The following is a 23,503-nucleotide window of genomic DNA, read 5'->3' on the forward strand; positions in this document are numbered from 1 at the left end:
GCGCGCTGCCTTATCTTTCGGCAAATATCTACGCGGCATGAATCAAGCGGCTGTTTTTATCAATGATACATTTGTTCCGGCCGGCGAGGCTGCATTGCTGGTCACCGACCTGGCAACACAACGTGGCTACGGCATTTTTGATTTCTTTAAAACGATCAATAACATACCGGTTTTCCTGGATGACCACCTGGCCCGCTTCTATAATTCCGCTGCACAAATGCGCTTGCCGTTGCAGCAAAGCCCGGAGCAATTGAAAGCGATCATCCATGAATTAATACAACGCAACCAGATCCCTGATGCCGGCATCCGTATTTCCTGCACCGGCGGTTATCCGCAGGATGGGTATAGCATTACTACGCCAAACCTGGTGATCACGCAGCAGCCTTTGACCCCGCTTGCAGCAGATGCCTTTGAAAAAGGATTGCGCTTGGTAAGCTACAATCATCAGCGGCAGCTGCCGGAAATAAAGACCATCGATTACCTCATGGCAATCTGGCTGCAGCCGTTTGTAAAGGAGCAGCAGGCAGATGACCTGCTGTATTACCGGCATGGGCTGATCACGGAATGCCCGCGTGCGAATATTTTCATGGTTACGGCGGATGATACTGTAGTAACACCATCCCGCAATATTTTAAAAGGCATTACGCGGATGCATACTTTAAAAGTAGCGCGGGAGCTGTACAAAGTAGAGGAGCGGGATGTTACTTTAGAAGAGTTTCGTGCTGCAAAGGAGGCTTTTATTTCCAGTACTACTAAATATATTTTGCCTGTGTTGCAGCTGGATGGCAAGCCTGTTGGCAATGGGCAACCGAGGGTTGTTACTGCGCGGTTGAATGGCGTATTAAGGGAGTATGTTGGGAAGCATATAGGGTAGGGGATTCTCAGTTCCGTATATCTGGCAATGAATTGGCCCACCTGTTGGGTGTTAGATGAGTCGCCTGGGATTTTAGGTTCGATTGCTTAGAGCTTGTTCTCCCACATATCTGGCAATGAATTGGCCCACCTGTTGGGTGTTAGATGAGTCACCTGGGATTTTTAGGTTCGATTGCTTAGGGTTTGTTCTCCCACCCATCCGGCATCGAACTGTACCCGCCTGTTCAGTAAGTCTATTGGACTTACTGGGTCGTATCAGCTGTAATAGGGATGGGGCATTATCAAGCGTGTCACGCCGGCTAAGGTCCGCTGCCCGGATGGGTGGGAGGCCCGGCGAGAGAGCGTGTTATCAAAGTTTTAACAGGGGGGCTAAGAGAAAACAAGCATCATGAGATAATGTGAGGAACCAGCAGCAACCAACATAAAAGTTTCATCACTCAGATTTTCCCGACCCATAATGGAAAACACAATGAACCTGCAGCCAACATAATGTTCTTCCATCCCTCTGATCTCCGGGGTCTATAATAGTAAACACAAGGAATCTGTAACAAGCAACATAATGTTCTCTATCGCTTGATCTCCCCGGGGCTATAATAGTAAACACAGAAATCTGCAGCAACTAACATAATGTTTATCTATCGCTTTGATCTCCCTGGGCCCATAATAGTAAACACAAGGAATCTATAGCAACTAACATAATGTTCTTCTATCGCTTTGATCTCCCCGGTCCATAATAGTAAACACAAGGAATCTGTAACAAGCAACATAATGTTCTCTATTGCTCTGATCTCCCTAGGTCCATTGTAGTAAACACAAGGAATCTGCAGCAACCAACATAATGTTTATCTATCGCTCTGATCTCCCCGGGTCTATAATAGTAAACACAAGGGATCTGTAACAAGCAACATAGTGTTCTCTATCGCTTGATCTCCCCGGGTCTATAATAGTAAACACAAGGAATCTGTAACAAGCAACATAATGTTCTCCATCGCTTGATCTCTCGGGCCCATAATAGTAACACAAGGCATCTGCAGCAACCAACATAATGTTCTTCTATCGCTTCGATCTCCCCGACCCCGGAAGTTCCAATAAACGGGCCTTTGCCCGGCGTGATACGCTTGATAAAGCCGTATAGTATAACAACGCCTGATACGATATTAAATGCGTCATCGACTTACAGAACAGGCGGGTGCAGCCCGTTTGTTGGACCTCCGGGAAAGGTCGCCAGACCCTGGAAATGTTATCAAATCCCGGAGAACTTTTGTCAGAGCCCCGGAAACATTTGCCAGCCCCAGGGATGTTTATCAAACCTCTCGGAATGTTTATTGGTCCTCAGGAACCGCTCTATAATCATCCATGTCCCTACTTCAAATAACAAGGTCTTCAAAAATCATATTTGGAACAATCGTTCCATTATTGTACCTTTGCCTCATCATGGCACGAAACAAAGCATTTGATCCGGAAGAAAGATTGGAAAAAGCCCGTGACCTGTTCTGGGAAAGGGGCTATCACGCCACTTCCATGCAGGACCTGGTAGAAGCAATGCAGCTGAACCGCGCCAGCATCTACGATACTTATGGCGATAAACACGCCTTATTCCTGCAATGCCTGGGCAATTATGCTACAGATAAACGGGAGGAGTACAAAGCAGCTGCTGCTGGTGCGCTATCGTCTATAGATGCAGTGGAAGCCATTATCCGCAAAGCGCTGGAAAGAACACTGCAGGAAGGCAAAGCCTGCATGGTGGTGAAATCATCCTTTGAGCTGGCAGAAACAGATAAAGAGGTGAACAGCATCCTGAAGAACGACGGCGATCGTCTGAATGATATATTGGAGGTATTGCTCATGAAAGCACAATCTGCAGGGGAGATCAGCAAAGACCGCGATGTGAAGATGCTGGCCAGTTATATCATTGCTAACTTCAGCGGATTATGGCAAACCTATATCATCTCAAAAAATGAAAAGCTCGTTACACAAATGGCGGAGTTTTTAATTCAAGTGATCAGGCAATGACCGCCTTTTTTTTGACTAATATTGGAATGATCGTTCTGGTAAGGAGCGGTATGGCTAATGGAGTGGAGACTATAGATAGTTTTTTATACACCTCCACCTGGCCAGGATCCGGTAACAATAATGCATTCAAAAGTATAACCACATCGATCACAATGATCTTTTCCGGTAAATAAATAAAAAGCATCAAACAAAAATTATAACAAATGAAACGTTTAGAGAACAAAACAGCCCTGGTAACAGGAGGGAGCCGTGGTATGGGCGCCGCTATCGCCAAACGCCTGGCACATGAAGGGGCAAAAGTAGCCATCACCTATGTAAGCTCGGCAGATAAAGCACAGGCAGTAGTTAAAGAAATTGAAGCTGCCGGCGGACAGGCAATAGCCATTGCGGCCGACAATGAAAACGCCGAAGCCCTCACCGCTGCAGTGAACCAGACCGCCAAAACTTTTGGCAGTATAGATATCCTGGTGAACAATGCCGGCATCTGGATGGCCGGAGAAATAGACAAACATACCCTGGCGGAATTTGACCGCGTAGTATCTGTAAATGTGCGCGCAGTATTTGTAGCGGTGCAGGCAGCGCTGACGCATATGCCTAACGGCGGCCGCATTATTACCATCGGCAGCAACCTGGCAGAACGGGTGTGGGCGCCTGGTATGACGCTCTACTCCATGACAAAAGCCGCGCTCATTGGCCTTACCAAAGGACTAGCCCGCGACCTGGGTGCACGCGAGATCACCGTTAACCTCATACAGCCCGGTTCAACGGATACCGATATGAACCCGGAGAATGGGCCGCATTCCGATCATCAGCGCGCCTTAATGGCCATTCCTAAATATGGCTCCGCAGATGATATTGCAGCATATGTGGCATTTTTATCCGGCACAGAAGCCCGCTCTTTTACCGGTGCGGTAACTACCATAGATGGTGGTTTAAATGCCTAGCGAATGGTATTTTAAAATACAACGCACAACCAAAGTGCAACTTCAAAAGTGGAATGCCCAAACCTTTATCCACACAAGGTATCGCGGCATTCCATTTTTAATTTTTGACTTTTAATTTTTAACTTTTCATCACTATCCAATTAAATAGCTCCCATCACTTTACCACCAATGTATTTTTACTTCCCAAAAGCAAAATATTATACTATATTTCTAACATTATCATTGGTGTAATCTCTAAACCCTTGTTATGGCTGTCTTCAACTTAACCATCAACAACACGGACTACAAAGTAGATGTAGACCCGCAAATGCCTTTGTTGTGGGTGATCCGCGATTTTGCAGGACTAACAGGTACCAAGTTCGGATGCGGCATTGCGCAATGCGGCGCCTGTACCGTGCACCTGAATGGCGATGCCGTGCGTTCCTGCTCCGTACCGGTATCTTCCATCGGTCAGCAAAAGATAGTGACCATTGAAGGACTGTCTGAAAAAGGAGATCATCCTTTACAAAAAGCCTGGGAAGAAGTGGATGTGCCGCAATGCGGCTACTGCCAGGCCGGGCAGATCATGAGCGCAGCAGCTTTCCTAAAAGACAAACCGCATCCGACAGACCAGGAGATAGATAATCTGATGTCGGGCAATATTTGCCGCTGCGGTACCTATAACAGAATTAAAAAAGCCATTCACCTGGCTGCACAAGGAGGTAAATCATGAGTACATCCACCATCAACAGAAGACATTTCCTCAAGATCGGCATTACAGCCGGCGGAGGCTTGATATTGGGCATGGAGTATTTAGCTTCGTGTAGCCCTTCCGGTAGCAATGCTCCCGCAGCAATGCAAACCCTGAATGCATTCATTAAAATAGGTACGGATGGTTTGGTGACCATTATGGCGCCCAACCCGGAAATAGGACAGGGGGTGAAAACTTCCCTGCCTATGATAGTGGCAGAAGAGCTGGATGTAGACTGGAAGAACGTGATCATTGAGCAAGCTGCCCTGGATACGGATAAGTATACACGCCAGGTGGCAGGCGGCAGCGGCTCCGTACGCAGCAGCTGGGACCCCTTCCGGCAGGCAGGCGCCACTGGCCGGCAAATGCTGGTGAATGCGGCTGCCGATAAATGGAAGGTAGATCCCAACACCTGCACCACGGAAGCAGGTATGGTGCATCATAAAGACAGCGGTAAAAAGATCTCTTACGGCGACCTGGTAGAAAAAGCAGCTACCATGCCGGTACCCAAGGATGTGAAGCTGAAAGACCCGAAGAGCTTTAAGATCATTGGCACACGTATCGGCAACTACGATACCAAAGCTATTATTACCGGCAAACAGAAATACGGTATTGATACCAAACGGGAAGGCATGTTGTATGCCACTATTATTCGTCCGCCTGCATTTGGGCAAACGCTGGAATCTTTTAACCAGGATGCTGCCCGCAAATACCAGGGTATAAAGGATGTAGTGAGCTTTGATAACAAGATAGCAGTGCTGGGCCGCAGCACCTGGGAAGTAATGCAGGCTGCCAGATCCATAAAACCGGTTTGGAAAGATGATGGCACGCTGGAAAGCACCGCTGATTACAAGGCGAACTTTAATAAGACGCTGGAACAGCTGCCAAAAGAATCAAAACGTAAGGATGGCAACATCAAAAAAGGGCTGGCTGCCGGTACCAAAACATTTGAGGCAACCTTTGAATGCCCGTTCATTCCGCACAATCCCATGGAGCCCATGAACTTTTTTGCGGATGTAAAAGCAGATAGTGTTGAGCTGTACGGGCCTATTCAGCTGCCGGATAAAGCACGTAATACCATTGCTGAAAAATTCAAGATCCCCAAAGAGAAGATAAAGGTAGGCATGACCCGCATGGGTGGCGGTTTTGGCCGCAGGCTCATGACCGACTTTGTAGAGGAGGCCGTGGCGGTATCCCAGCTGGCCAAAGCCCCGGTAAATGTGATCTGGAAACGGGAAGATGACATGGGGGGCGGGTTTTACCGGCCCATGGCCCTGTACAAATACAAGGCGGCCACAGATAGTAACGGCAAACTTATTGCCTGGCATCACCATTCTGTAGGCGTAACCGGTAATACAGCACGTGAAGATAATTTCCCTGCCGGTGCAGTACCTAATCTGCAGGTGGATACGCATGAGTATAAATCGCCCGTAACTACAGGACCCTGGCGCGCACCCATTCATAACTATATTGCTTTTGCAGAAGAATCTTTCCTGGATGAAATTGCGCACGGCGTAGGTAAAGACCCGGTAGCATTCCGCCTGGAGCTGCTGGAGCAGGCAAAAGCGCAGCCGGTAGGCAAAATGGATTATGATCCTGACCGTTATGCCGGCGTGATCAAAAAAGTAGCGCAAATGGCTAACTGGGGCCAGCCTAAACCCGGCGTGTTCCAGGGTATAAGCGCGCACTTTTCGTTCCAGACCTATGTAGCGCAGGTAGCGGAAGTGAGTAACGTGAACGGGCAATGGAAGATCAACAAGATCTATTGCGCAGTGGATTGCGGCACCATTATTAACAGGAGCGGGGCCGAAAACCAGGTGGAAGGCGCTATGATAGATGGTTTGGGACATGCCATGTTTGGTGAGCTGACCCTTACCAAAGGCAAGCCGGATCAAACCAACTACGACCGTTACCGCCTGATACGCATGCGGGAAGCGCCACCAGTGGAAATAGCTTTTATTGAAAATAATGAAAAGCCCACAGGTTTAGGCGAGCCGGCCTTACCGCCTGTAGCCGCTGCAATAGGCAATGCTATTTTTGCAGCTACGGGCCACCGGTTAAGATCACAGCCATTTATGAATAGCGAAGCGGTATTTTCTGTGCAGAAGCAGCAGAGCGAAGTGTAAGGAACGAAGTGAGAAGCAGGAGCCAGGATGATTATTAAATATATAAAAGGTAAAGGGTAAAGCGATAGTTTACTCTTTACCTTTTGCTTTTTTACTTTAAGATAACGGCCCTGCTTTTTACTTTTTACTTTTTTACTTTTAACTTTAGGAACGATGAAAGAGCTCAAAGACATTGTAGCCGCGTTTGAGAAAGCTCAACTGCAAGGACAACAAACCGCATTAGCCACCGTGGTGCTGGTAGAAGGCTCCGCCTACCGCCGGCCTGGCGCACGAATGTTAATTACAGAAGACGGTCAGCTGACCGGCGCTATCAGCGGAGGCTGCCTGGAAGGCGATGCCCTGCGCAAAGCCCAGCAGGTGATGTTCCGCCAGCAGGCCATGCTGGTAACCTACGACACTACCGACGAAGACGATGCCAAACTGGGCGTGCAGCTGGGCTGCAATGGCATCATCCATATTTTGATAGAGCCTGTTGTGCCCACAGCGCCCAATCATCCCATTCAATTATTAAAAGCCTGCCTGCAGCAGCGGCAAACCTCCGTGCTGGCTACTTTATTCTCCCTGGAAGATAAAAAAGGCATACAACCCGGCACTGTTCTGCTGCTTTCGCAGCACAGCGTACAGAAAAACAGTTTTTTCAGTAATGTGGAATGGCCGGATAATACATTGCTGCAGGATGCACAGGAAGCGCTGCGTACCCAGCTGCATGTTACCAAACAATACACTTACACGCATACTTTCACTGCCTTTATAGAAGTGGTGCATCCCGCGCCGGCCCTCATCATTTTCGGAGCCGGTAATGACGCCATTCCGTTAACTGCGCTGGCGGCCGTACTGGGCTGGGAAACCACGGTGGTAGATGGCCGCCCGAGTTATGCCACCCCGCTGCGTTTTCCGCAGGCCGGTAAAGTGCTGGTTTCCAGGTCGGAACAAGCTTTATCGCAAGTAGTGATTGATGACCGTACCGCCGTGGTGCTCATGACGCACAACTATAATTACGACCTGGCCATGCTGCGGCAGCTGCTGCCTTTGGAGCTGCCCTACATCGGTTCCCTGGGTCCTAAAAAGAAGCTGGACCGGATGCTGGACGAACTGCGTGCAGCCGGCATCACCATTACCCCGGAACAGCTACAGAAAGTGTATGGCCCCACCGGGCTGGATATCGGTGCGGAGGGTGCAGAAGAAATTGCGCTGTCGGTAATGGCGGAGATCAAAGCTGTGCTGTCTAACCGCAGTGGTGCTCCGCTGCGCGATAAAGATACTCCCATTCACGCCCCGCGTGTCCCGCACAACGGGGAACCTGCTGTACTGCATTAATCCATTCCTTATGACAGGCATCATCATCTTAGCCGCGGGCGCCTCCACCCGTATGGGAGCTCCCAAACAACAGCTTATTTACCAGGGCAAAACCCTGTTGCAGCATGCCATACAAACGGCCCTGAGCTCAGGCTGCACTCCTGTAATAGTGGTGCTGGGGGCGCATGCCATGATCATTTCTCCGGAAGTTCCCAAGGAGCTGGTAACCATGATAGAGAACAGGGATTGGGAAGAGGGCATGAGCTCCTCCATCCGTACCGGCATATCGGCCCTGCAGGAAAAAGCGCCCCTGGCCACCGGCGCGATCTTAATGGTATGCGATCAGCCCCATGTGAGCGTTGAACATCTGCAGCAGCTCATGCAGCAAAAGCTGGACACCGGCAAAGGCATTGTAGCCAGCTACTACAAAAACACCATGGGCGTGCCCGTGCTGTTTGATAAGCTATTCTTTCCCGAATTGCTGGCCCTCAAAGGCCAGGAAGGCGCTAAAAAGCTGCTGGTACAGTTTGAGCAGGAGGTAGCGGCAGTGCCGTTTCCCCTGGGAGAGGTGGATGTGGATACGCGGGAGGATTATGAGCGGTTGTAACCCCACCAATTTATCCATACATCTGTACAATTTTCCATTCTTTCCACCCCGCCTTTCCGCTATTTTAGTATCCACGTTATGAACATGTAGCAGAAAGTATCAACCTTTTCCTCGCACCCAAAATCTGAAACAATATGCGTACTTCCACGAAACGCAACGGGATTGCCTTCCTGTTTGCGAAAGCCCTGCTTTTTACGTTATTTGTCTGTTGTAGTCATTTAATTTCTTTTGCACGCGAAGCGCCTGCCATTACTATTACCGGCCGTGTAACAGCGGCGGAGAACAATAACCCGCTGCCCGGTGTAACGGTAGCGCTGAAAGGTACCAGCACCGGTACGGTTACAGATAAGGACGGCCACTACAGGCTCACAGTTAGCAATGGCCAGGGCACCCTGGTTTTTTCTTTTGTAGGATATGTACGTAAGGAGGAGGAGATCAACGACCGCACCACTATTAATGTGGTACTGGCGCTGGATCAAACCGCTATTGAAGAAGTAGTGGTAGTTGGATACGGTACCCGCAAAAAGAGCGATGTAACGGGATCCCTATCTTCTGTAAGCGCCCAGCAAATAAAGCAGGTGCCCGTGCAGAGTATTTCCCAGGCCTTGCAGGGCAGGGCTGCCGGGGTAGATGTGGCGGCCAGCAGCTTTCGCCCGGGCGATAACCCGCAGATCCGTATTCGTGGTAACCGCTCGCTGAAAGCTACCAACTATCCGCTGGTGGTGCTGGATGGTATTCCACTGCCAGACAGCTCCAGCATCAATGACTTTAACCCATCCGACATTGCATCTGTAGAGATCCTGAAAGATGCATCTGCCACCGCCATCTATGGTTCCCGCGGCGCCAACGGCGTAATACTGGTGACCATGAAAAAAGGCAAGATTGGTGCAGCCTCTGTAACCTACGATGGGTATGTTGGCTTCTCAAAACCACTCACTACCCTGGATATGATGGATGGGGGCGAGTTTGCAGAGCTGAGACGGGAGGCTTACCGCAATAACAGCGACCCGCTGGATTATACTACGCCCTTTCCCAACCCCAAACAGGACTTTAATTTATTTAAGGGAGATATCAACATGTGGGAATCGGTAGCACAGGGGTATGAGTGGGCAGACAAGGCCAACCTGATCCCCAAATACCGCGCAGCCACGGCTGCAGAACAACAGCAGTTCGCATTGTACGGTATGGGCTCCTTTGATTCCGTACCCGTTTATAATGCCGGCAAAGTAAGAACCACGGACTGGGCTAAGATGGCGCTACGCACCGGCCTTAAGCAGGACCACCAGGTAAGCGTTTCCGGCGGATCGGAAAAGGTGCGGGTGGTAATGTCGCTGGGATATTACAATGAAAGCGGCATTCAGAAAACACAATCCTTTGAGCGGTACAATGTACGCTTAGGGATAGATTACAATGTGAGCCGCATTATACGTGTAGGCGGCTCCACCATGGCCAGCGTATCTACCCAGCAATTCGGCGCGCCGCTGTACTTTAACGCCATTGGACAGCTGCCCCTGGCCGTACCCTACGACAGCGCCGGTAATAAAATATACCAGCCGGGTGGCGATGCGCTGATCTTTAACCCGCTGTTCAATATCGATAATGTAATTGATGAACGCCGCACCACGCACGTGATGGGCAGCTATTACGGCGAAATACAGCTCACAAAGGACCTGCGTTTCCGCATGAACTTTGGCCCCGACTACAGGCAGTACCGCCGCGGGCAGTTCTATGGTTCGCTAAGCACTAACCGTAACCGCGGTACGTCGCAGGCCATTTATGACCAACAGCAGCGGTTCTCCTATGTGCTGGAAAACCTGCTGTTCTACGATAAGCAAATTAATAAGCAGCACAGCCTGGGCCTCACGCTGCTGCAGAGTATACAGCATGAAAGGTATGAGGCATCCGGGCTTACGGTGTCTAACCTGCCGTACGATAAACAGCTGTTCTACAACCTGGGATCTACCAACAACAGCGGACCGGATGCATTCAGCAGCGATTATTCGCAACGCAGGTTAATGTCGTACATGGGCCGTGTGAACTATACGCTGTTAGACCGTTACCTCCTTACAGTATCTGGTCGTTTTGACGGATCTTCCGTGCTGGCGCCGGGTAACAAGTGGGATTTCTTTCCCTCCTTTGCGCTGGCCTGGAAAATGCAGGAAGAGAGCTTCCTGAAAGGCGTCTCCTTTTTAGATGAGCTGAAGCTGCGCGTGGGATATGGTAAAACAGGCAACTCCGCCATTAGCCCTTACACGGTGCAGGGCCGCCTGGCCAAAACCCGTTATGTATGGGGCGATAATCCTGCATGGGGTTACTTACCCAACCTGATACCTAATCCTGAGCTGAAATGGGAAGCCACTTACCAGGTGAACGGCGGTATTGATTTCTCCCTTGCAAAAGGACGTATAACCGGTACCGTAGATGTGTACCAGGCCAATACCCGCGACCTGATCATGGACCGGCAGGTGCCCACGGTATCCGGCTTTGGGTTTATACAGGAGAACATCGGATCTACCCGCAACCGCGGTGTGGAAGTAAGCCTGGGAACAGTGAATATGGAAACCAACAGTGGTTTCCGCTGGACCACCGACCTGGTATTTGCCAAGAATAAGGAAGAGATCACAGAGCTGTACGGCGCCAAGAACGATGATATTGCCAACCGCTGGTTTATAGGGCAGCCGGTAACGGTATTCTACGACTGGAAACCCATTGGCGTATGGCAAACCAGTGAAGCGGATGCCGCTGCGGCATACGGCCGCAAACCCGGCCAGGGCAAGATCCTGGACCTGAACAATGATAAGGTGATCGATGCCCGTGACCGCATGGTTATTGGCAATAACGTACCCGATTGGTCAGGCAGTATCGTGAACACCTTTGCGTACAAAGGCGTGGAGTTCTCCTTTTTCTTTTACGCGCGCATAGGGCAGATGATAGCCAGCGGGTATTACCGTCCTTCGCTGGCAGGGCGTTATACGGAAAGGAAGCTGGATTACTGGACGCCGGCCAACCCATCCAACGTGTACCCCCGCCCGCGGCAGGACCAGGAACGGATAGACTACCCGGAATCTTACCTGTACCAGAAGGCCTCTTTTGTGAAGCTGCGTAATGTATCGCTGGCGTATAACCTGCCAAAGAGCATGATCTCGCGCCTGCACATCCAGAACCTGCGGGTATATGTTACTGCCTTTAATCCCTGGCTGATCACGGACTTCAAAGGCCTGGACCCGGAATTTACCGCCAACTACCAGACCAACATAAATGATCAGCTGACAGATAATAATAACCTGAGTGATAAAAGCATAGTGATAGGCCTGCGCGTAGGTTTCTAACCCTCACCCATAAACTGAAAATGATGCAAAAGCGATTATATATACTGATAGCCATTCTGCTGCTGCCTTCCTGCAAAAAGTTCCTGGATGAGGAAATGGTAACGCAGATCTCTTATGATTATTACGATACAGAAACCGGGATAGAAGACCTGGTGGATGGCGCTTACAGCGAGCTCCGTTACCTGTTTAACGGGGAGCAGAGCTTTACCCTGTTCAACTACGGTGTAGATGAATACACCGAAGCATCCGACGGGCAGAATAAATATTTTGATGATTACACCGCGCAGCTGAATCCCACCTCCGCCGCATACATTCATGATATGTGGACAGCCTACTACCGCGCCATTAACGCCTGTAACATGGGCATAGAACGTATTCCAAAGATAGAAGGCACACAGTTCTACACGAACGATACCAATAAGAACCTGCGCATTGCAGAGCTGCGTTTCCTGCGGGGCTTTTATTACTTTATGCTGGTGCAGCAGTTCGGCAGCGTACCGCTTACACTTACCGGCGATATTACGGTACGTCTTGAGTTTGAACGGTCGCCCGTTGCAGATATTTACCAAACCATTATCAGCGACCTGCAGTTTGCCGCTGCAACACTGCCTGCCACTCAATCGCAATACGGGCGTATTACCAAAGGCGCGGCCAGGCATTACTTAGCCAAAGTATACTTAACCCGCGGCAGCGCTGTTACGGAACAACGAGGGCAAAGGCCTTCAGATATGGACAGCGCCGCTTACTGGGCTAACCTGGTGATCACAGACGGCCCTTACCAGCTGTTAGATAACTACGCCGACCTCTGGAACATTAACAACCAGGAAAACCGCGAAGTGATACTGGCCGCGCAGTTCAACAACAATGCCTTTATGCTGAACGGTTCCGGCAACCGCACACACCTGTACTACCAGATGGTGTATGATCAAAAGCCCGGTATGCAGCGGGATATCACCTACGGACGACCGTTCCGCCGACTGATGCCTACTAATTACACCCTGGATATTTTTGACCGGAAGAATGATTCACGCTTTTATAAAAGCTTCCGCACTACCTACCTTTCCAACAACTCCGCTAATATTCCTAAATGGACGGTTGACAATGCACCTTCGCCTGCGCTGGTAGGGCAGCCTAAATTCAAGCTGGGCGATACTGCCATATTGCTTACCCTGCACCAGAATGTGCCTGATGCGGAGATCGCCCGGAAGTCTTACCTATGGATAACGCGTAACAAGTTCAATAAACAGGATTTTTTGTCGCTGATCAAACATATGGATCCTACGCGTCTGGATATCTCCACCGAAACCGCCGGCCGTGACGGCGTGTATGCACGCCTGGGAGAAACTTACCTGATTGCTGCAGAAGCGTATGGCCGTAGTGGTAATTACGGCCGTGCACTGGAATACATTAATGCGTTGCGCCGCAGGGCCGCTTACAAACAGGGCGAAGCAAAACCCATGCACTACTGGTTTACGGAAGGTGGCGTGCAGGGGGATGTAAGCAGCACTGAGAGCCTGGTGCAGGTAACGGAAGCTGCTTTTGATGCGAATGATCCGCATGAACAGTACCCGCCATCTGCCACCTCCAAAGCTGCGCGTTTTATTCATTTTATGCTGAATGAAAGAACGCGGGAGCTGCTAGGTGAGTTCCAGCGCTGGATGGACCTGGCACGTACAGAAACATCTGTTGAAAGAATAAAGCTCTTTAATCCTGCTGCCGGCAACATGAAACCATTTCACAAGCTACGGCCTATTCCGCAACAGCACATTGACCGCCTTTTTAAGAACGGCGTGCCGCTTACTGCCGATGAACGCGCAGCAGAGCAGAACCCGGGGTATTAATACTTTCACACATTATCATAGAGAAAGCCGGTTCCATTTTAGTGGGCCGGCTTTTTTGTGGATGAGGTTTGCTTGCATCTTTTTTAGGCAGATGGTTCATCTCTTGCAGGTCCAACTCCGAACTGCGCCCGGCTGTTTTGAATGACTATTGAGCGTTGAGGGGCATTTAGGGGATTGGTTGTTTTATTGGGCTTCATCAAGCCGATGGCGCCGGGCAAGGTTCTCCGTTGGACCTGCTGCGGATTGAACGCAGTGTAGTATGGTAGTTCAAGTAAGTATGGGCTTCATTGAATTGCCGAAAGGTGTAAGACCCAAAGCCATTTTTATTACCAGTGTTTTACCAATCCCATAGCGGGCAGGGTTTCCCGTTTGGATTTGCTGCGGAATGAACGCAGTGCAGTATGGTAGTTCAAGTAAGTATGGGCTTCATTGAATTGCTGGAAGGTTGTAAGACCCAAAGCTATTTTTATTACCAGTGGTTTACCAATCCTTTAGCGGGCAAGGTTCTCCGTTGGACTTGCTGCAGATTGAACATAGTGAAGTATGGGTAGTTCGAGTGAGCATGGGCTTCATTGAATTGCTGGAAGGTTGTAAGACCCAAAGCTATTTTTATTACCAGTGTTTTACCAATTCTATAGCGGGCAAGGTTCTCCGTTGGACTTGCTGCGGATTGAACATAGTGAAGTATGGGTAGTTCAAGAGAGCATGGGTTTCATTGAACTACCGGAAGATTATAATATCCCAAGCTATTTATCACCAGTGTTTTACCAATCTCATAGCGGGCAAGGTTCTCCGTTTGGGGTGTTGCAAAATGAGCACAAGGAAGTATGATCCCGAAGGCCCCGTATATCGTATTTATCTCTGTTATTCAAATGGGGTGGGGCTTTATTGAAGTACCGGAAATTCTAACCATAATGGGGCATTCCCATCATCATGGTTGGTAGGGAGTATCAGTGTACAGATACTGTTGATACGCTGATGTACCAATATGCAAATATTAACACCCTAATGTCCTGGTTGTGTTGCGGATTTTCCCATCCCTATCCTCACTTTGCATACTCCCTCACGTGTGCACTTCCCATTCGCGCTTTCGCAGCAGGCCGGCGGAGAACCTTGCCCGGCGCCACCGGCTTGATGAAGCTTTATATATCCCCCAACCTCTAAGTGACAATCCAAAGTCCCATAGTCAATCCAAACAGGCGGGCGCAGTTCGTAGCCGGACCTGCAAGAAAGCAACAAACAAAAGCTAGCCCTGATTTGTATACAATCAGCAAGAAAGCAGCAAACACAGGCCGTACGAGTAATAAAGGCAGGTACAATCCGTAAACACAGGCAGCCCACGTATAATAGATACAACCCACAACCACCAAAAAGAAATGCAAAAGCCGGCCACTCGCGTAGCCGGCTCTTTACAAGGAATGTCAGGACCTTATTGTTTAGATAACTTTTTCGTAGCCACTTTACCGTTATGGATCACTTTCAGCATATAAGTACCTGCCGGTATATTACCCGTGGTCAGTCTTGTTATACTGGCCAGGCTGCAGGCGCCCGCTAAGCTGCGGAGCCACTAACTTGCCGGACATATCCAATATGCCCAACGTAGTATAGCTCGCTTCTTTTAACGTAAACGCGACACTTATATTGTGCGCGGTAATACCCAGCGCAAGGCTTAGCTGCCAGCAAAGTGTGTTGATCTGTTGCATCTAGTTGATGTTTAAAAAGAAGAAAAGACAGGGTCGTGGGTAAAAAAGTTACACTGCGCAGCAAGGTACGCTACCGGGCTGCAGTGGCAGTACAGCGCAGTGTAACGGCAATAACAGGCATAGGGATAGTGCCCTCCGCAGCCGGACGGGGTAGGTTTTCATAGGATATATGCAAAATGCATTAAACAGTTTGCTAAGTACAGAATATTAATACGGGAATGTCATGTACACATACGGTCATAACATACGTGTATGGCAACACGTTGCAAATGGTTCTTCATACAAAACGTTTACGCCGGTTTAAAATATGGTTATACTACACTAATATGTTCTTTATGGATACTAGTTTTAGCTAAATAATAAATGGTTATGGATTTGTGTACGAATGGTAAAGGTTTTTCTATGGTTTGTGCATTCGGCTTTGCTTGATTCTCTCGGTTTATGCTACCAGTTCAGTACGCCACGAAAGTATGCAATCGTTTGTACTTATGCAACATTTTTAACAGGAATTTTTTAGCAAAATCCATTTTGCAATTGTCCATTTTAGTTAATGAAAGATGTTGAGCAGGCTTGAAATGGCTGCTGGTAAAGGGTTTGATCTTTGCCTGATGAAAGGCGCTCCGGTAAGGAAATTTAGCAAATGTGTTTGCGACTAATATACAGATCACGGCAACGTATGTACGATGAGGTCTGCTGGATTAAAAAATTAAGCGTATAATCTTTAATTGCTAAACATGGTTGTTTACAACGTGTTATATAAGCAGGAATGATCCTGTTATAACAATTTATCCCGCTGCTGCGCGCGGATCATTTCATTGTAACCCTGCTTCCTGGAAAGCGCTACTACTGTTTGGGCTATACGTTTTTCTTTGGTGGGCGTTGTTTTGGCACTCTCTATCCACTTCATAAAATAGTTGCGGTGCGACATAGTAAGGCTGTTAAAAAAAGCCAGCGCATCCGGGTCATCCGCCAAACATTCCATCAGCTCAGGGCAGGTAACCGGGGTTGGGTTCTTATCTTCCGTAAGCTGAAGCTGCAGCATAGCGCCTTTACGTTTACCGGTGCCTTTGCGCATATCCGCATTAATAGGCAATATAAAGCTGCCCCCGCCCATGGGCATTACGGCCACGGCCTTTATGGGAAAATTATCCAGCTTGCCCTTTACACGAAAAGTTTTCTTATTGCCTGGTTTTAGCTCCTGCGCAATATCGGCCGGGATCTCCACGTAGCTCCAGCCGGTCTTATCGCCGTTTTCATTGAAGCTGAGTATAGTGGCTGTGAACTTGATCATAATAGCGCTAAATTACGAATTATCAGTGTTGCATTGGGCACTATCACCTTACAGGTGTGCAGGGCAGTAATGCCGGCGCCTGTACGTAATTTAAGCGCAGACTAACGATTGTCCTAAAACTTCGCTTTCTTGTCCTTCCCTGTAACGGTATCCTGGCCTACCTTTGCCTGCATAAACTACCCATCATGGAAAATGTATTACAGGGCCGCCCGGCCTTATTGCTGGTAGATTTTCAGCAAGGTTTTGAAGAAAAGGAATATTATGGCGGTGAACGTAATAACCCCCAGGCAGAACAGAACGCCCAGAAGTTGCTGGCATACTGGCGCGCCAATGAGCTGCCGTTCTTCCATATCCAGTATAGCTCCGTAAGCCCGAAGTCGCCGTTGTTCCCGGAAAAAGCCGGGTATGCATTTAAGGAAGAACTAAAGCCTTTGCCCGGAGAGCCTGTGCTGGTAAGAAGTGTGAACAGCGCTTTTATTAATACGGATCTGCAGGCGCAGCTGGATGCGCAGGGGATTAACACAGTAGTTGTAATCGGGTTATCAACGGAACACTGCGTATCTACCACCACCCGTATGGCCGGTAATTTAGGCTATCATACATACGTGATCTCCGATGCTACCGCAGCGTTCAATAAAACCGGTGTGAATGGTGAACGTTTTGATGCAGAGCTGGTGCACCAGGTAACCCTGTCTACCCTGCAGGACGAATTTGCCACGGTACTTACAACGCAGCAACTGCTGCAACAGCTGCGTGTACCGGTTGCCGGTAGTTAACCAGCCGTCTTACCTCTTTTACCCATTTTATTTTCTGACCCAAAGAATCCATATCACACACCAGGGCCTTGCGGCTCAGGGCAGCCAGTTCCGCCATGCTGGTTACCCCATGGGTGTTGGCTTTCAATTGTTCCAGCGCCATACAGCCCATACCGTGCAGGGCGTGCATGGTAGTGCTGTAAAATACTTTGGCAAACCGCTCAAAGGGCAGCTGCTCCAGGTAATGATTGAACAGTGCCACATCGGTCATAAAGTGCTGTTGCAGCTTATCAAAGTTGCGGTACAGGTTGGGAAGGGTATAAATACCGTTGCACACATCCTTGTACACATCAAAAGCATCGTTGGTTAATTGCAGCAGCCCGGCCATGGGGTACAGCATATGCCGTATGGCAGTGGCAGGGTAGTGGTCTAATATGGAGTAGGAAAATAAAATAGAGTAGTAGCTTTTTTTATAGGTGATCTCGTAAAGCGCTGCTTCACCTACGTCCGGCGATAGCTGTTTAAGCGATGCCTGCTGCCATACAAATACCTCGTGCAGGCGCTCCATTACCTTTTCCCTGTCAGACGCCAGGGTTAGCAATTCCAGGTACACGGCTTTCACCACATGCTCCTCAAAGCTTTGGGGTACATGCTTTTCCGGTTGCCAGGTAAAAGCCTCCAGCTGTTCATAGCTCATGAGCTGGTCATCAAACAGGTCATCATACAAAGGGCCGAAAATGCTGGATAATAAGATGCGCTGCTGTTCACTTTCAGTAAGCTGCCGCCCGCTTAGCTGGTACAGGCTGTTGCAAATAATGTGCAGTCCCAGCTGCCAGTATTTATGGATGCGCTGAACGGTTTTTTCAGTAAAAGCATTTGGCTGACCAGCGCTCAATTGCGTCAGTAAAGGTGGCAGGTGTTCGTGGAAGTAACGTTCCTGTTTTTTCAGCCGCCATTGTAAAGTGCATAGGCAGCGGATAGTCTGGAACAGGCTTACATTCGGATGTGGCATTATAACGGCAAAAAATTGACGGTTGCAGGTTTTTCCCGCCTAAGTTAGCAGTTTTTAGTAAATATTAAATATTTTATTCATTACTTCAGTGCCTCAATGGCCGATGCCGTTTTATATAAAGGTTTACCCAGCAGGCGGCTGCCATCTTCCGTAATTAAAAAGTCTTCCTCTATACGTATGCCGCCAAAGTTGCGGAAGGCCTGTACTTTATCATAATTAATAAAGTCCGTGTGTTTTTTAGCTGCCTGCCAGGCATCCATCAGTTCGGGAATAAAATATAATCCCGGTTCAATGGTCAGCACAAAGCCCTTTTCCAGGGCGCGTCCCAGGCGTAATGATTTCAGGCCGAATTCCGTGCTTTTTACCAGCGTATCCGTATAGCCTACATAGTTCTCACCCAGGTCTTCCATGTCATGTACATCAAGCCCCATCATATGTCCTAACCCGCATTGGAAGAACAGGGTATGCGCTCCATGCGCTACGGCCTCCTTTATATCGCCTTTCATAAGGCCCAGGTCGCGCAGGCCTTCTGCCAGTTTTTCGCAGGCCAGCAAATGCACGTCCTTAAACAGCATACCGGGGCGCAGGGCGTCTATGGCTGCCTGTTGTGCGGCGGCTACAATATCATACACAGATCTTTGTACAGGCGTAAAGCTGCCATTCACGGGAAAGGTGCGGGTAAGGTCGCCGGCATAATGCAGGGGCGTTTCTGCTCCGCAATCGCACAGCACCATTTGCCCGTCCTTTAATACCGTATCCTGGTAGTGGTTATGTAAGATCTGCCCGTTCACTGTTAAAATAATAGGGAAGGATAGGTTACCGCCGGAGCTTACTGCCACGCCGTGTACCCGGCCGGCCAGCTGCGCTTCCGTTAAACCAGCCTGCGCGCTGCGGATGGCTTCCAGCTGCATGTCTACTGTAATGCCAATGGCTTTTTCTATTTCTGCTATCTCTTCCGGCGCTTTAATGGCGCGTTGTGCTATTACTGCTTTTATGAGTGTTACAGACGCCTTGCTTTTCAGCGCAGCATAGGGAATGCTTAACCAGTCGCTGAGCTTTTGCGCATTATCTGCACGGTAAGGGGGCAGGAAATGTATGGGCTGTCCCTTGGCTTGTGCGGCTTTCAGCAGGCCATCCAGGGCCGCTAAAGGCTGCACTTCGGAGATACCGGTTTTGGCTGCCTGGTCGCGGATGGTTTCTTTAGGGCCTGTCCATACCAGATCGTCCATAGTAAGCTCATTACCAAACAATAGCTCTTTGTCATTGTCCACATCTATTACCGCTACCAGCGAGGGCCTGTCAATGCCTATAAAATACAGGAAAGAGCTGTCCTGCCGGAAATGATACACATTATCCCGGTAATTCATTCCCAGCTCCTCATTGCCCAATAATAAAATAAGGCCCTGGTTAACAGTGGCCTTCAGTTGGCGCCTTCTGGCGGTATAGGTATCTTTCGTAAACATAAGGGTGAAGCTAATAAAAAATCCGGGAGTTGCTCCCGGATTTTTGTGTTATTGCAGTTCATCTGCGCCTGCGTCAATGGCGCCTACTCTCCGGGATTCTCCGTCAATATCCGTTGCCGGGATACGGGTAAACTCAGTACCCATATTTTTTGCCAGTGAATGAACCGACAAATGCAGGTTCAGACTGGCTGGCGCGGTATTTATAAAGCCCGGATCAATAGTGTTGGTAGAATGTGTTTCCGGGCTTACATGCGTTCTCCAGGTAATGAGATCATTTATGATGGCGCCATTATAACGCCACTGCCGGGTACCATCTGTGTAATACATATTATGGTCGGCATAGGGATAGGAGGAGGTGCTGTTTGCACTCACAAATATATCTGCGGGACCGGCGTATATGATATTGTTAAAGAGATTGGTGTACATACCATTCGTTTGTATGTCAACCTCCCCGTTCATACCTGTGGCAGGCGGTTGCTGGTTGTTATAATACAGGGTATTGTTCAGCACATAGCTGTTAGTGGCGCCTGCTGTACTGGCTGCATCTGTGGTGCCTATGGCGATGCCGCTGCCCTGGCAGAACCAGATCATGTTATTGGTTAAAATATTAAGTGTGCCGGCGGAATAATTAATGACGCCGCCTGCCTGGATACCGGTACCGTTGTTATGTATGTAGTTGGCATCTGCGGCTATGTTCAGGCCTCCCAGCAGGCTGATGCCGGCCTGTGTAACATTATAAACAGTATTATGCTGAATAGTACCTGAGCTGGGACTTCTGTAAGCGCCATTTTCATAGCTGCCGGTTACGCTGATACCAATATTTTCCCCGTTATAAATGGTATTGTTGCTGAAGGTAAAGGATGAAACGCTGCCCACTGCGCCCAGGTTGGCGCCGGTACCGGTTTGGCAGTCGCGGATGGTGTTGTTGGTTACCTGAATATCACTCACCGGATCGGCTGTGCTGCCGCTGAATAAAATGCCGTAGCTGTTGCCGGTTTGGGGAGCGCCTTCATAGTTAATGCCGTACACCTGGTTGTTATACAACCGGGTATAGTCTTTGCCGTTCGTTACCACGATGCCCCTGGGGTTACCGCTGCTGCTTTTAAAATTACAGATATCAAAACCATCTATCGCAATATACTGCGCGCTGTCAATGGTTACCAGGCCTTCATTGCCCGTTACGGTAAGCCCTGCGCCGCTGATGATAGCGGTTTCACCGGGATACTCTTTTAACGTAACAAAGCGGCCTTTTGCACCGGATACGGGGAAATGCACTTTCTCAATATAAGTGCCGCCGCGCACAAATACCGTATCACCGGGCGTTACCACGGTAAGGGCTTTATTAATGGTGCGGAAAGGCGAGCCCAGGCTGCCATCAGCAGCATCGTCACCAGTGATGGACACATAATAATTAATACCGGCCAACAGCGCAGTAGCGCCTGTTTTGCTGTTATTGAGGGCATTGTCTTTTAACCCGGGCTCCATTTGGGGTTTGTAACAGGACAATAGGGTTGTGCTGCATGCCAGCAGCCATACAAGGTGTTTTTTCATGGTACGTTAACTTTTTAATTTGGGTAAGGGAATTGGGTTTTAAACATTATAAACAGATACCGGCCGGGTCGCCAGTTTATATTGTCCGCATACAAACTTTAATGGAAGATAAACTAATTGTTGCATGCAGGCCCTCATATGAAAAGCATAAAATTGCTGTGGAAATGTTAAAAATAGTTTACAGTTGGCAGTGGGCAGTTGGCAGTTTGTGCGAAGCGTTTATTGACTACTCATTGTAAAATTAAATACAACGGTAACCCATATATTAAATAGCTGTAAGTTAACTGAATATGTGAAGTACTCATTGACTGCCAACTGCCCACTGCCCACTGCCGACTGCCAACTAAATAGTAGCTTTGCAGAAATGAGCTACCGCGAACATACTCCTCATCCGCAGCTGCGCAGCTATATAGACGCTTACTGGACCGTGCAAACAGCTGCCCATGACCTGCCTGCGCCGGAAAGGATCTTACCGGACGGCTGTGTGGATATCATTTTTAATCTGGGTACAGCGGTAGCTGTTAACCCGCAGCTCACAATGGCCACCGGAGGCACTTACCTGGTAGGTACTATGACGCGTTTTTCTGCGTCTATGCGGCAGCCAGCTACCAGTTTATTAGGTATCCGTTTTAAGCCGGGCTGTTTTACCGCGTTCTACGATCTTTCCCTGGAAACGATCACAGACCGCATCATCCCTTTTAACAGTGGTTTGATCACCGGTACAACGTTTGATCCTGATGTGCTGGACAAGCTGTTGCTGGATAAGATCAAGACCGTTCCGCACAGCCTTTTACCCGTTATTGCAGATCTCTATCATTATAAAGGACAGCTTACCATAGACCGGCTGGCTAAAAAACATTTCATACATAACCGGCAGCTGGAACGGCAGTTCAAACAACAAACGGGCATCAGCCCCAAAGCCTTTGCCAACCTGGTAAGGTACCGCTTTGCATTACAGCATATTAAGGAGCACCGGGCCGGCGCCAGCCTGCAGGACATTGCCTTTGAGCACGGTTATTATGATCATGCGCACCTGAGCAACGAGATCCGGAAGTATACCGGCCTGCATCCCTCCGGCTACTGATCTTCCCGTATTTTTCCAAAAACCTGCCTGGTCATATTCTTACTTTTGTATGCAAAATCGTGTATTATGTCACTCCAACAACGACTAACTTTTATAACCCTGGGTGTGAAAGACCTGCAACGTGTTAAAGATTTTTACATCACGCAGTTCGGATGGAAAACAGAGCACGATAGCGAGGGTATTGCAATGTTCCGCCTGAATGGTTTTATACTAAGCCTGTTCTCTGAGGATGCGTTGGCAGAAGATGCGGGTGTGCCCAATGACAGCGGCAGCTTTAAAGGACTCACATTAGGGTATAACGTAGGCTCCATAGCAGAAGTAGATGCCTTGTTTGCCAGCCTGTCTGCCAAAGGAGTAACGATCGTTAAAGCGCCGGAGAAAGCCTTCTGGGGTGGTTACCGCGGGTATATTGCCGACCCGGAAAACAACCTCTGGGAAATAGCCTGGAATCCTTATATGGAGCTGGATGCACAGGGCAGCGTAATCTCGCATGAATAGGATTTTAGATTTGCGATTTTAGATTTGTGGGAACATCTACCTATAAGAAAAGCCTTACCTCAACGTAAGGCATTTTATTTTCCGCACTTTCGCCTCCTTAAATCGTAAATCTAAAATCTAAGATCGTAAATCCATATATTTGATTCATGGAACTTGCACAGCCCAACCCGGAAATATTACAACAGTTAGTGACCATGAAGATGCCCTTCGGGAAGTACAAAGACACCGTGCTTTGCGACCTGCCGGTATCTTACCTGGAATGGTTCCCGCGTAAGGGCGGTTTCCCCAAAGGTAAGCTGGGCATGCTTTTGGAAACGTTGTATGTGATCAAGACCAACGGCCTCATGTTCCTGCTGGATCCTTTGCGGCGTAAATAACAAATCGTTT

At 48.9% G+C, this 23,503-nt stretch carries 19 protein-coding genes; 13 read left to right on the plus strand and 6 right to left on the minus strand.

Annotation, left to right across the window (positions count from 1 at the left end; genetic code table 11):
• Window positions 1-37 precede the first annotated feature (37 nt).
• The 9 genes from BMZ54_RS11055 to BMZ54_RS11100 all read left to right on the plus strand — a co-directional run bounded on the left by BMZ54_RS11055 (window position 38) and on the right by BMZ54_RS11100 (window position 13,759).
• The gene (locus BMZ54_RS11055; protein WP_089910615.1) at window positions 38-874 is read left to right on the plus strand and encodes an aminotransferase class IV; all 837 of its coding nucleotides are present in this window, start codon (window positions 38-40) and stop codon (window positions 872-874) included.
• Window positions 875-2,307: 1,433 nt separating this feature from the next.
• Window positions 2,308-2,886, plus strand: a complete 579-nt coding sequence (locus BMZ54_RS11060; RefSeq protein ID WP_089910618.1) for a TetR/AcrR family transcriptional regulator — start codon at window positions 2,308-2,310, stop codon at window positions 2,884-2,886.
• Window positions 2,887-3,089: 203 nt separating this feature from the next.
• On the plus strand, window positions 3,090-3,830 hold the full coding sequence (locus tag BMZ54_RS11070; protein WP_089910624.1) for an SDR family NAD(P)-dependent oxidoreductase: 741 nt from the start codon (window positions 3,090-3,092) through the stop codon (window positions 3,828-3,830).
• Between the two features lie 247 nt (window positions 3,831-4,077).
• Window positions 4,078-4,542: a (2Fe-2S)-binding protein gene (locus tag BMZ54_RS11075; RefSeq protein WP_089910627.1), complete on the plus strand. Its 465-nt coding sequence runs from the start codon at window positions 4,078-4,080 to the stop codon at window positions 4,540-4,542.
• A complete protein-coding gene (locus BMZ54_RS11080; RefSeq protein ID WP_089910630.1) occupies window positions 4,539-6,686 on the plus strand; it encodes a xanthine dehydrogenase family protein molybdopterin-binding subunit in 2,148 nt (715 codons plus the stop codon). The genes BMZ54_RS11075 and BMZ54_RS11080 overlap by 4 nt, the downstream gene beginning before the upstream one ends.
• A gap of 153 nt (window positions 6,687-6,839) precedes the next feature.
• A complete protein-coding gene (locus tag BMZ54_RS11085) occupies window positions 6,840-8,003 on the plus strand; it encodes an XdhC family protein (RefSeq protein ID WP_089910633.1) in 1,164 nt (387 codons plus the stop codon).
• A 10-nt stretch (window positions 8,004-8,013) separates the two neighbouring features.
• Window positions 8,014-8,589 carry a nucleotidyltransferase family protein gene (locus tag BMZ54_RS11090; protein ID WP_089910636.1) on the plus strand — a complete coding sequence of 192 codons (576 nt, stop codon included), beginning with the start codon at window positions 8,014-8,016 and terminating at the stop codon, window positions 8,587-8,589.
• A 134-nt stretch (window positions 8,590-8,723) separates the two neighbouring features.
• Window positions 8,724-11,918 carry a SusC/RagA family TonB-linked outer membrane protein gene (locus tag BMZ54_RS11095; RefSeq protein WP_089910639.1) on the plus strand — a complete coding sequence of 1,065 codons (3,195 nt, stop codon included), beginning with the start codon at window positions 8,724-8,726 and terminating at the stop codon, window positions 11,916-11,918.
• A 23-nt stretch (window positions 11,919-11,941) separates the two neighbouring features.
• Complete coding sequence (locus BMZ54_RS11100) at window positions 11,942-13,759, plus strand: RagB/SusD family nutrient uptake outer membrane protein (RefSeq protein ID WP_162277514.1); 1,818 nt, start codon at window positions 11,942-11,944, stop codon at window positions 13,757-13,759.
• A 1,429-nt stretch (window positions 13,760-15,188) separates the two neighbouring features.
• Here the strand turns inward: BMZ54_RS11100 and BMZ54_RS33560 are convergent.
• The 3 genes from BMZ54_RS33560 to BMZ54_RS11110 all read right to left on the minus strand — a co-directional run bounded on the left by BMZ54_RS33560 (window position 15,189) and on the right by BMZ54_RS11110 (window position 16,753).
• Window positions 15,189-15,245 carry a hypothetical protein gene (locus BMZ54_RS33560; RefSeq protein WP_394332709.1) on the minus strand — a complete coding sequence of 19 codons (57 nt, stop codon included), beginning with the start codon at window positions 15,243-15,245 and terminating at the stop codon, window positions 15,189-15,191.
• A gap of 19 nt (window positions 15,246-15,264) precedes the next feature.
• Window positions 15,265-15,462 carry a hypothetical protein gene (locus tag BMZ54_RS11105; RefSeq protein ID WP_089910645.1) on the minus strand — a complete coding sequence of 66 codons (198 nt, stop codon included), beginning with the start codon at window positions 15,460-15,462 and terminating at the stop codon, window positions 15,265-15,267.
• Between the two features lie 775 nt (window positions 15,463-16,237).
• Window positions 16,238-16,753 (minus strand): YdeI/OmpD-associated family protein, encoded by a 516-nt coding sequence (locus tag BMZ54_RS11110; RefSeq protein ID WP_089910647.1) that lies wholly within the window; start codon window positions 16,751-16,753, stop codon window positions 16,238-16,240.
• A gap of 185 nt (window positions 16,754-16,938) precedes the next feature.
• Here BMZ54_RS11110 and BMZ54_RS11115 point away from each other — a divergent pair, with 185 nt between their 5' ends.
• On the plus strand, window positions 16,939-17,529 hold the full coding sequence (locus BMZ54_RS11115; protein ID WP_089910651.1) for a cysteine hydrolase family protein: 591 nt from the start codon (window positions 16,939-16,941) through the stop codon (window positions 17,527-17,529).
• Here BMZ54_RS11115 and BMZ54_RS11120 read toward each other — a convergent pair.
• From BMZ54_RS11120 to BMZ54_RS11130, 3 genes are all read right to left on the minus strand, one after another.
• Window positions 17,477-18,520 carry a class 1 isoprenoid biosynthesis enzyme gene (locus BMZ54_RS11120; protein ID WP_089910654.1) on the minus strand — a complete coding sequence of 348 codons (1,044 nt, stop codon included), beginning with the start codon at window positions 18,518-18,520 and terminating at the stop codon, window positions 17,477-17,479. The genes BMZ54_RS11115 and BMZ54_RS11120 overlap by 53 nt on opposite strands.
• An 80-nt stretch (window positions 18,521-18,600) precedes the next feature.
• Window positions 18,601-19,983, minus strand: coding sequence for an aminopeptidase P family protein (locus BMZ54_RS11125; protein WP_089910657.1), 1,383 nt, complete (start codon window positions 19,981-19,983; stop codon window positions 18,601-18,603).
• Window positions 19,984-20,031: 48 nt separating this feature from the next.
• Complete coding sequence (locus BMZ54_RS11130; protein ID WP_089910660.1) at window positions 20,032-21,534, minus strand: right-handed parallel beta-helix repeat-containing protein; 1,503 nt, start codon at window positions 21,532-21,534, stop codon at window positions 20,032-20,034.
• A 292-nt stretch (window positions 21,535-21,826) separates the two neighbouring features.
• Between BMZ54_RS11130 and BMZ54_RS11135 the strand changes: the two genes are divergently transcribed.
• The 3 genes from BMZ54_RS11135 to BMZ54_RS11145 all read left to right on the plus strand — a co-directional run bounded on the left by BMZ54_RS11135 (window position 21,827) and on the right by BMZ54_RS11145 (window position 23,493).
• A complete protein-coding gene (locus tag BMZ54_RS11135) occupies window positions 21,827-22,618 on the plus strand; it encodes a helix-turn-helix transcriptional regulator (RefSeq protein ID WP_143080971.1) in 792 nt (263 codons plus the stop codon).
• Between the two features lie 66 nt (window positions 22,619-22,684).
• Window positions 22,685-23,116, plus strand: coding sequence for a VOC family protein (locus tag BMZ54_RS11140; protein ID WP_089910666.1), 432 nt, complete (start codon window positions 22,685-22,687; stop codon window positions 23,114-23,116).
• 146 nt (window positions 23,117-23,262) lie between these two features.
• Window positions 23,263-23,493 carry a DUF3820 family protein gene (locus BMZ54_RS11145; protein WP_089910669.1) on the plus strand — a complete coding sequence of 77 codons (231 nt, stop codon included), beginning with the start codon at window positions 23,263-23,265 and terminating at the stop codon, window positions 23,491-23,493.
• Window positions 23,494-23,503: the final 10 nt, after the last annotated feature.

This window comes from Chitinophaga rupis (assembly GCF_900109685.1).
Lineage (GTDB): Bacteria > Bacteroidota > Bacteroidia > Chitinophagales > Chitinophagaceae > Chitinophaga > Chitinophaga rupis.

Bases quoted from the DNA above. Each gene is read 5' to 3' on its own strand.
- BMZ54_RS11095 (WP_089910639.1), top strand. From the start codon at position 8,724: ATGCGTACTTCCACGAAACGCAACGGGATTGCCTTCCTGTTTGCGAAA.
- BMZ54_RS11115 (WP_089910651.1), top strand. From the start codon at position 16,939: ATGGAAAATGTATTACAGGGCCGCCCGGCCTTATTGCTGGTAGATTTT.
- BMZ54_RS11120 (WP_089910654.1), bottom strand. From the start codon at position 18,520: ATGCCACATCCGAATGTAAGCCTGTTCCAGACTATCCGCTGCCTATGC.
- BMZ54_RS11055 (WP_089910615.1), top strand. From the start codon at position 38: ATGAATCAAGCGGCTGTTTTTATCAATGATACATTTGTTCCGGCCGGC.
- BMZ54_RS11085 (WP_089910633.1), top strand. From the start codon at position 6,840: ATGAAAGAGCTCAAAGACATTGTAGCCGCGTTTGAGAAAGCTCAACTG.
- BMZ54_RS11110 (WP_089910647.1), bottom strand. From the start codon at position 16,753: ATGATCAAGTTCACAGCCACTATACTCAGCTTCAATGAAAACGGCGAT.
- BMZ54_RS11090 (WP_089910636.1), top strand. From the start codon at position 8,014: ATGACAGGCATCATCATCTTAGCCGCGGGCGCCTCCACCCGTATGGGA.
- BMZ54_RS11105 (WP_089910645.1), bottom strand. From the start codon at position 15,462: ATGCAACAGATCAACACACTTTGCTGGCAGCTAAGCCTTGCGCTGGGT.
- BMZ54_RS11125 (WP_089910657.1), bottom strand. From the start codon at position 19,983: ATGTTTACGAAAGATACCTATACCGCCAGAAGGCGCCAACTGAAGGCC.
- BMZ54_RS11145 (WP_089910669.1), top strand. From the start codon at position 23,263: ATGGAACTTGCACAGCCCAACCCGGAAATATTACAACAGTTAGTGACC.
- BMZ54_RS11140 (WP_089910666.1), top strand. From the start codon at position 22,685: ATGTCACTCCAACAACGACTAACTTTTATAACCCTGGGTGTGAAAGAC.
- BMZ54_RS11070 (WP_089910624.1), top strand. From the start codon at position 3,090: ATGAAACGTTTAGAGAACAAAACAGCCCTGGTAACAGGAGGGAGCCGT.
- BMZ54_RS11075 (WP_089910627.1), top strand. From the start codon at position 4,078: ATGGCTGTCTTCAACTTAACCATCAACAACACGGACTACAAAGTAGAT.
- BMZ54_RS11130 (WP_089910660.1), bottom strand. From the start codon at position 21,534: ATGAAAAAACACCTTGTATGGCTGCTGGCATGCAGCACAACCCTATTG.
- BMZ54_RS11060 (WP_089910618.1), top strand. From the start codon at position 2,308: ATGGCACGAAACAAAGCATTTGATCCGGAAGAAAGATTGGAAAAAGCC.
- BMZ54_RS11100 (WP_162277514.1), top strand. From the start codon at position 11,942: ATGCAAAAGCGATTATATATACTGATAGCCATTCTGCTGCTGCCTTCC.
- BMZ54_RS11080 (WP_089910630.1), top strand. From the start codon at position 4,539: ATGAGTACATCCACCATCAACAGAAGACATTTCCTCAAGATCGGCATT.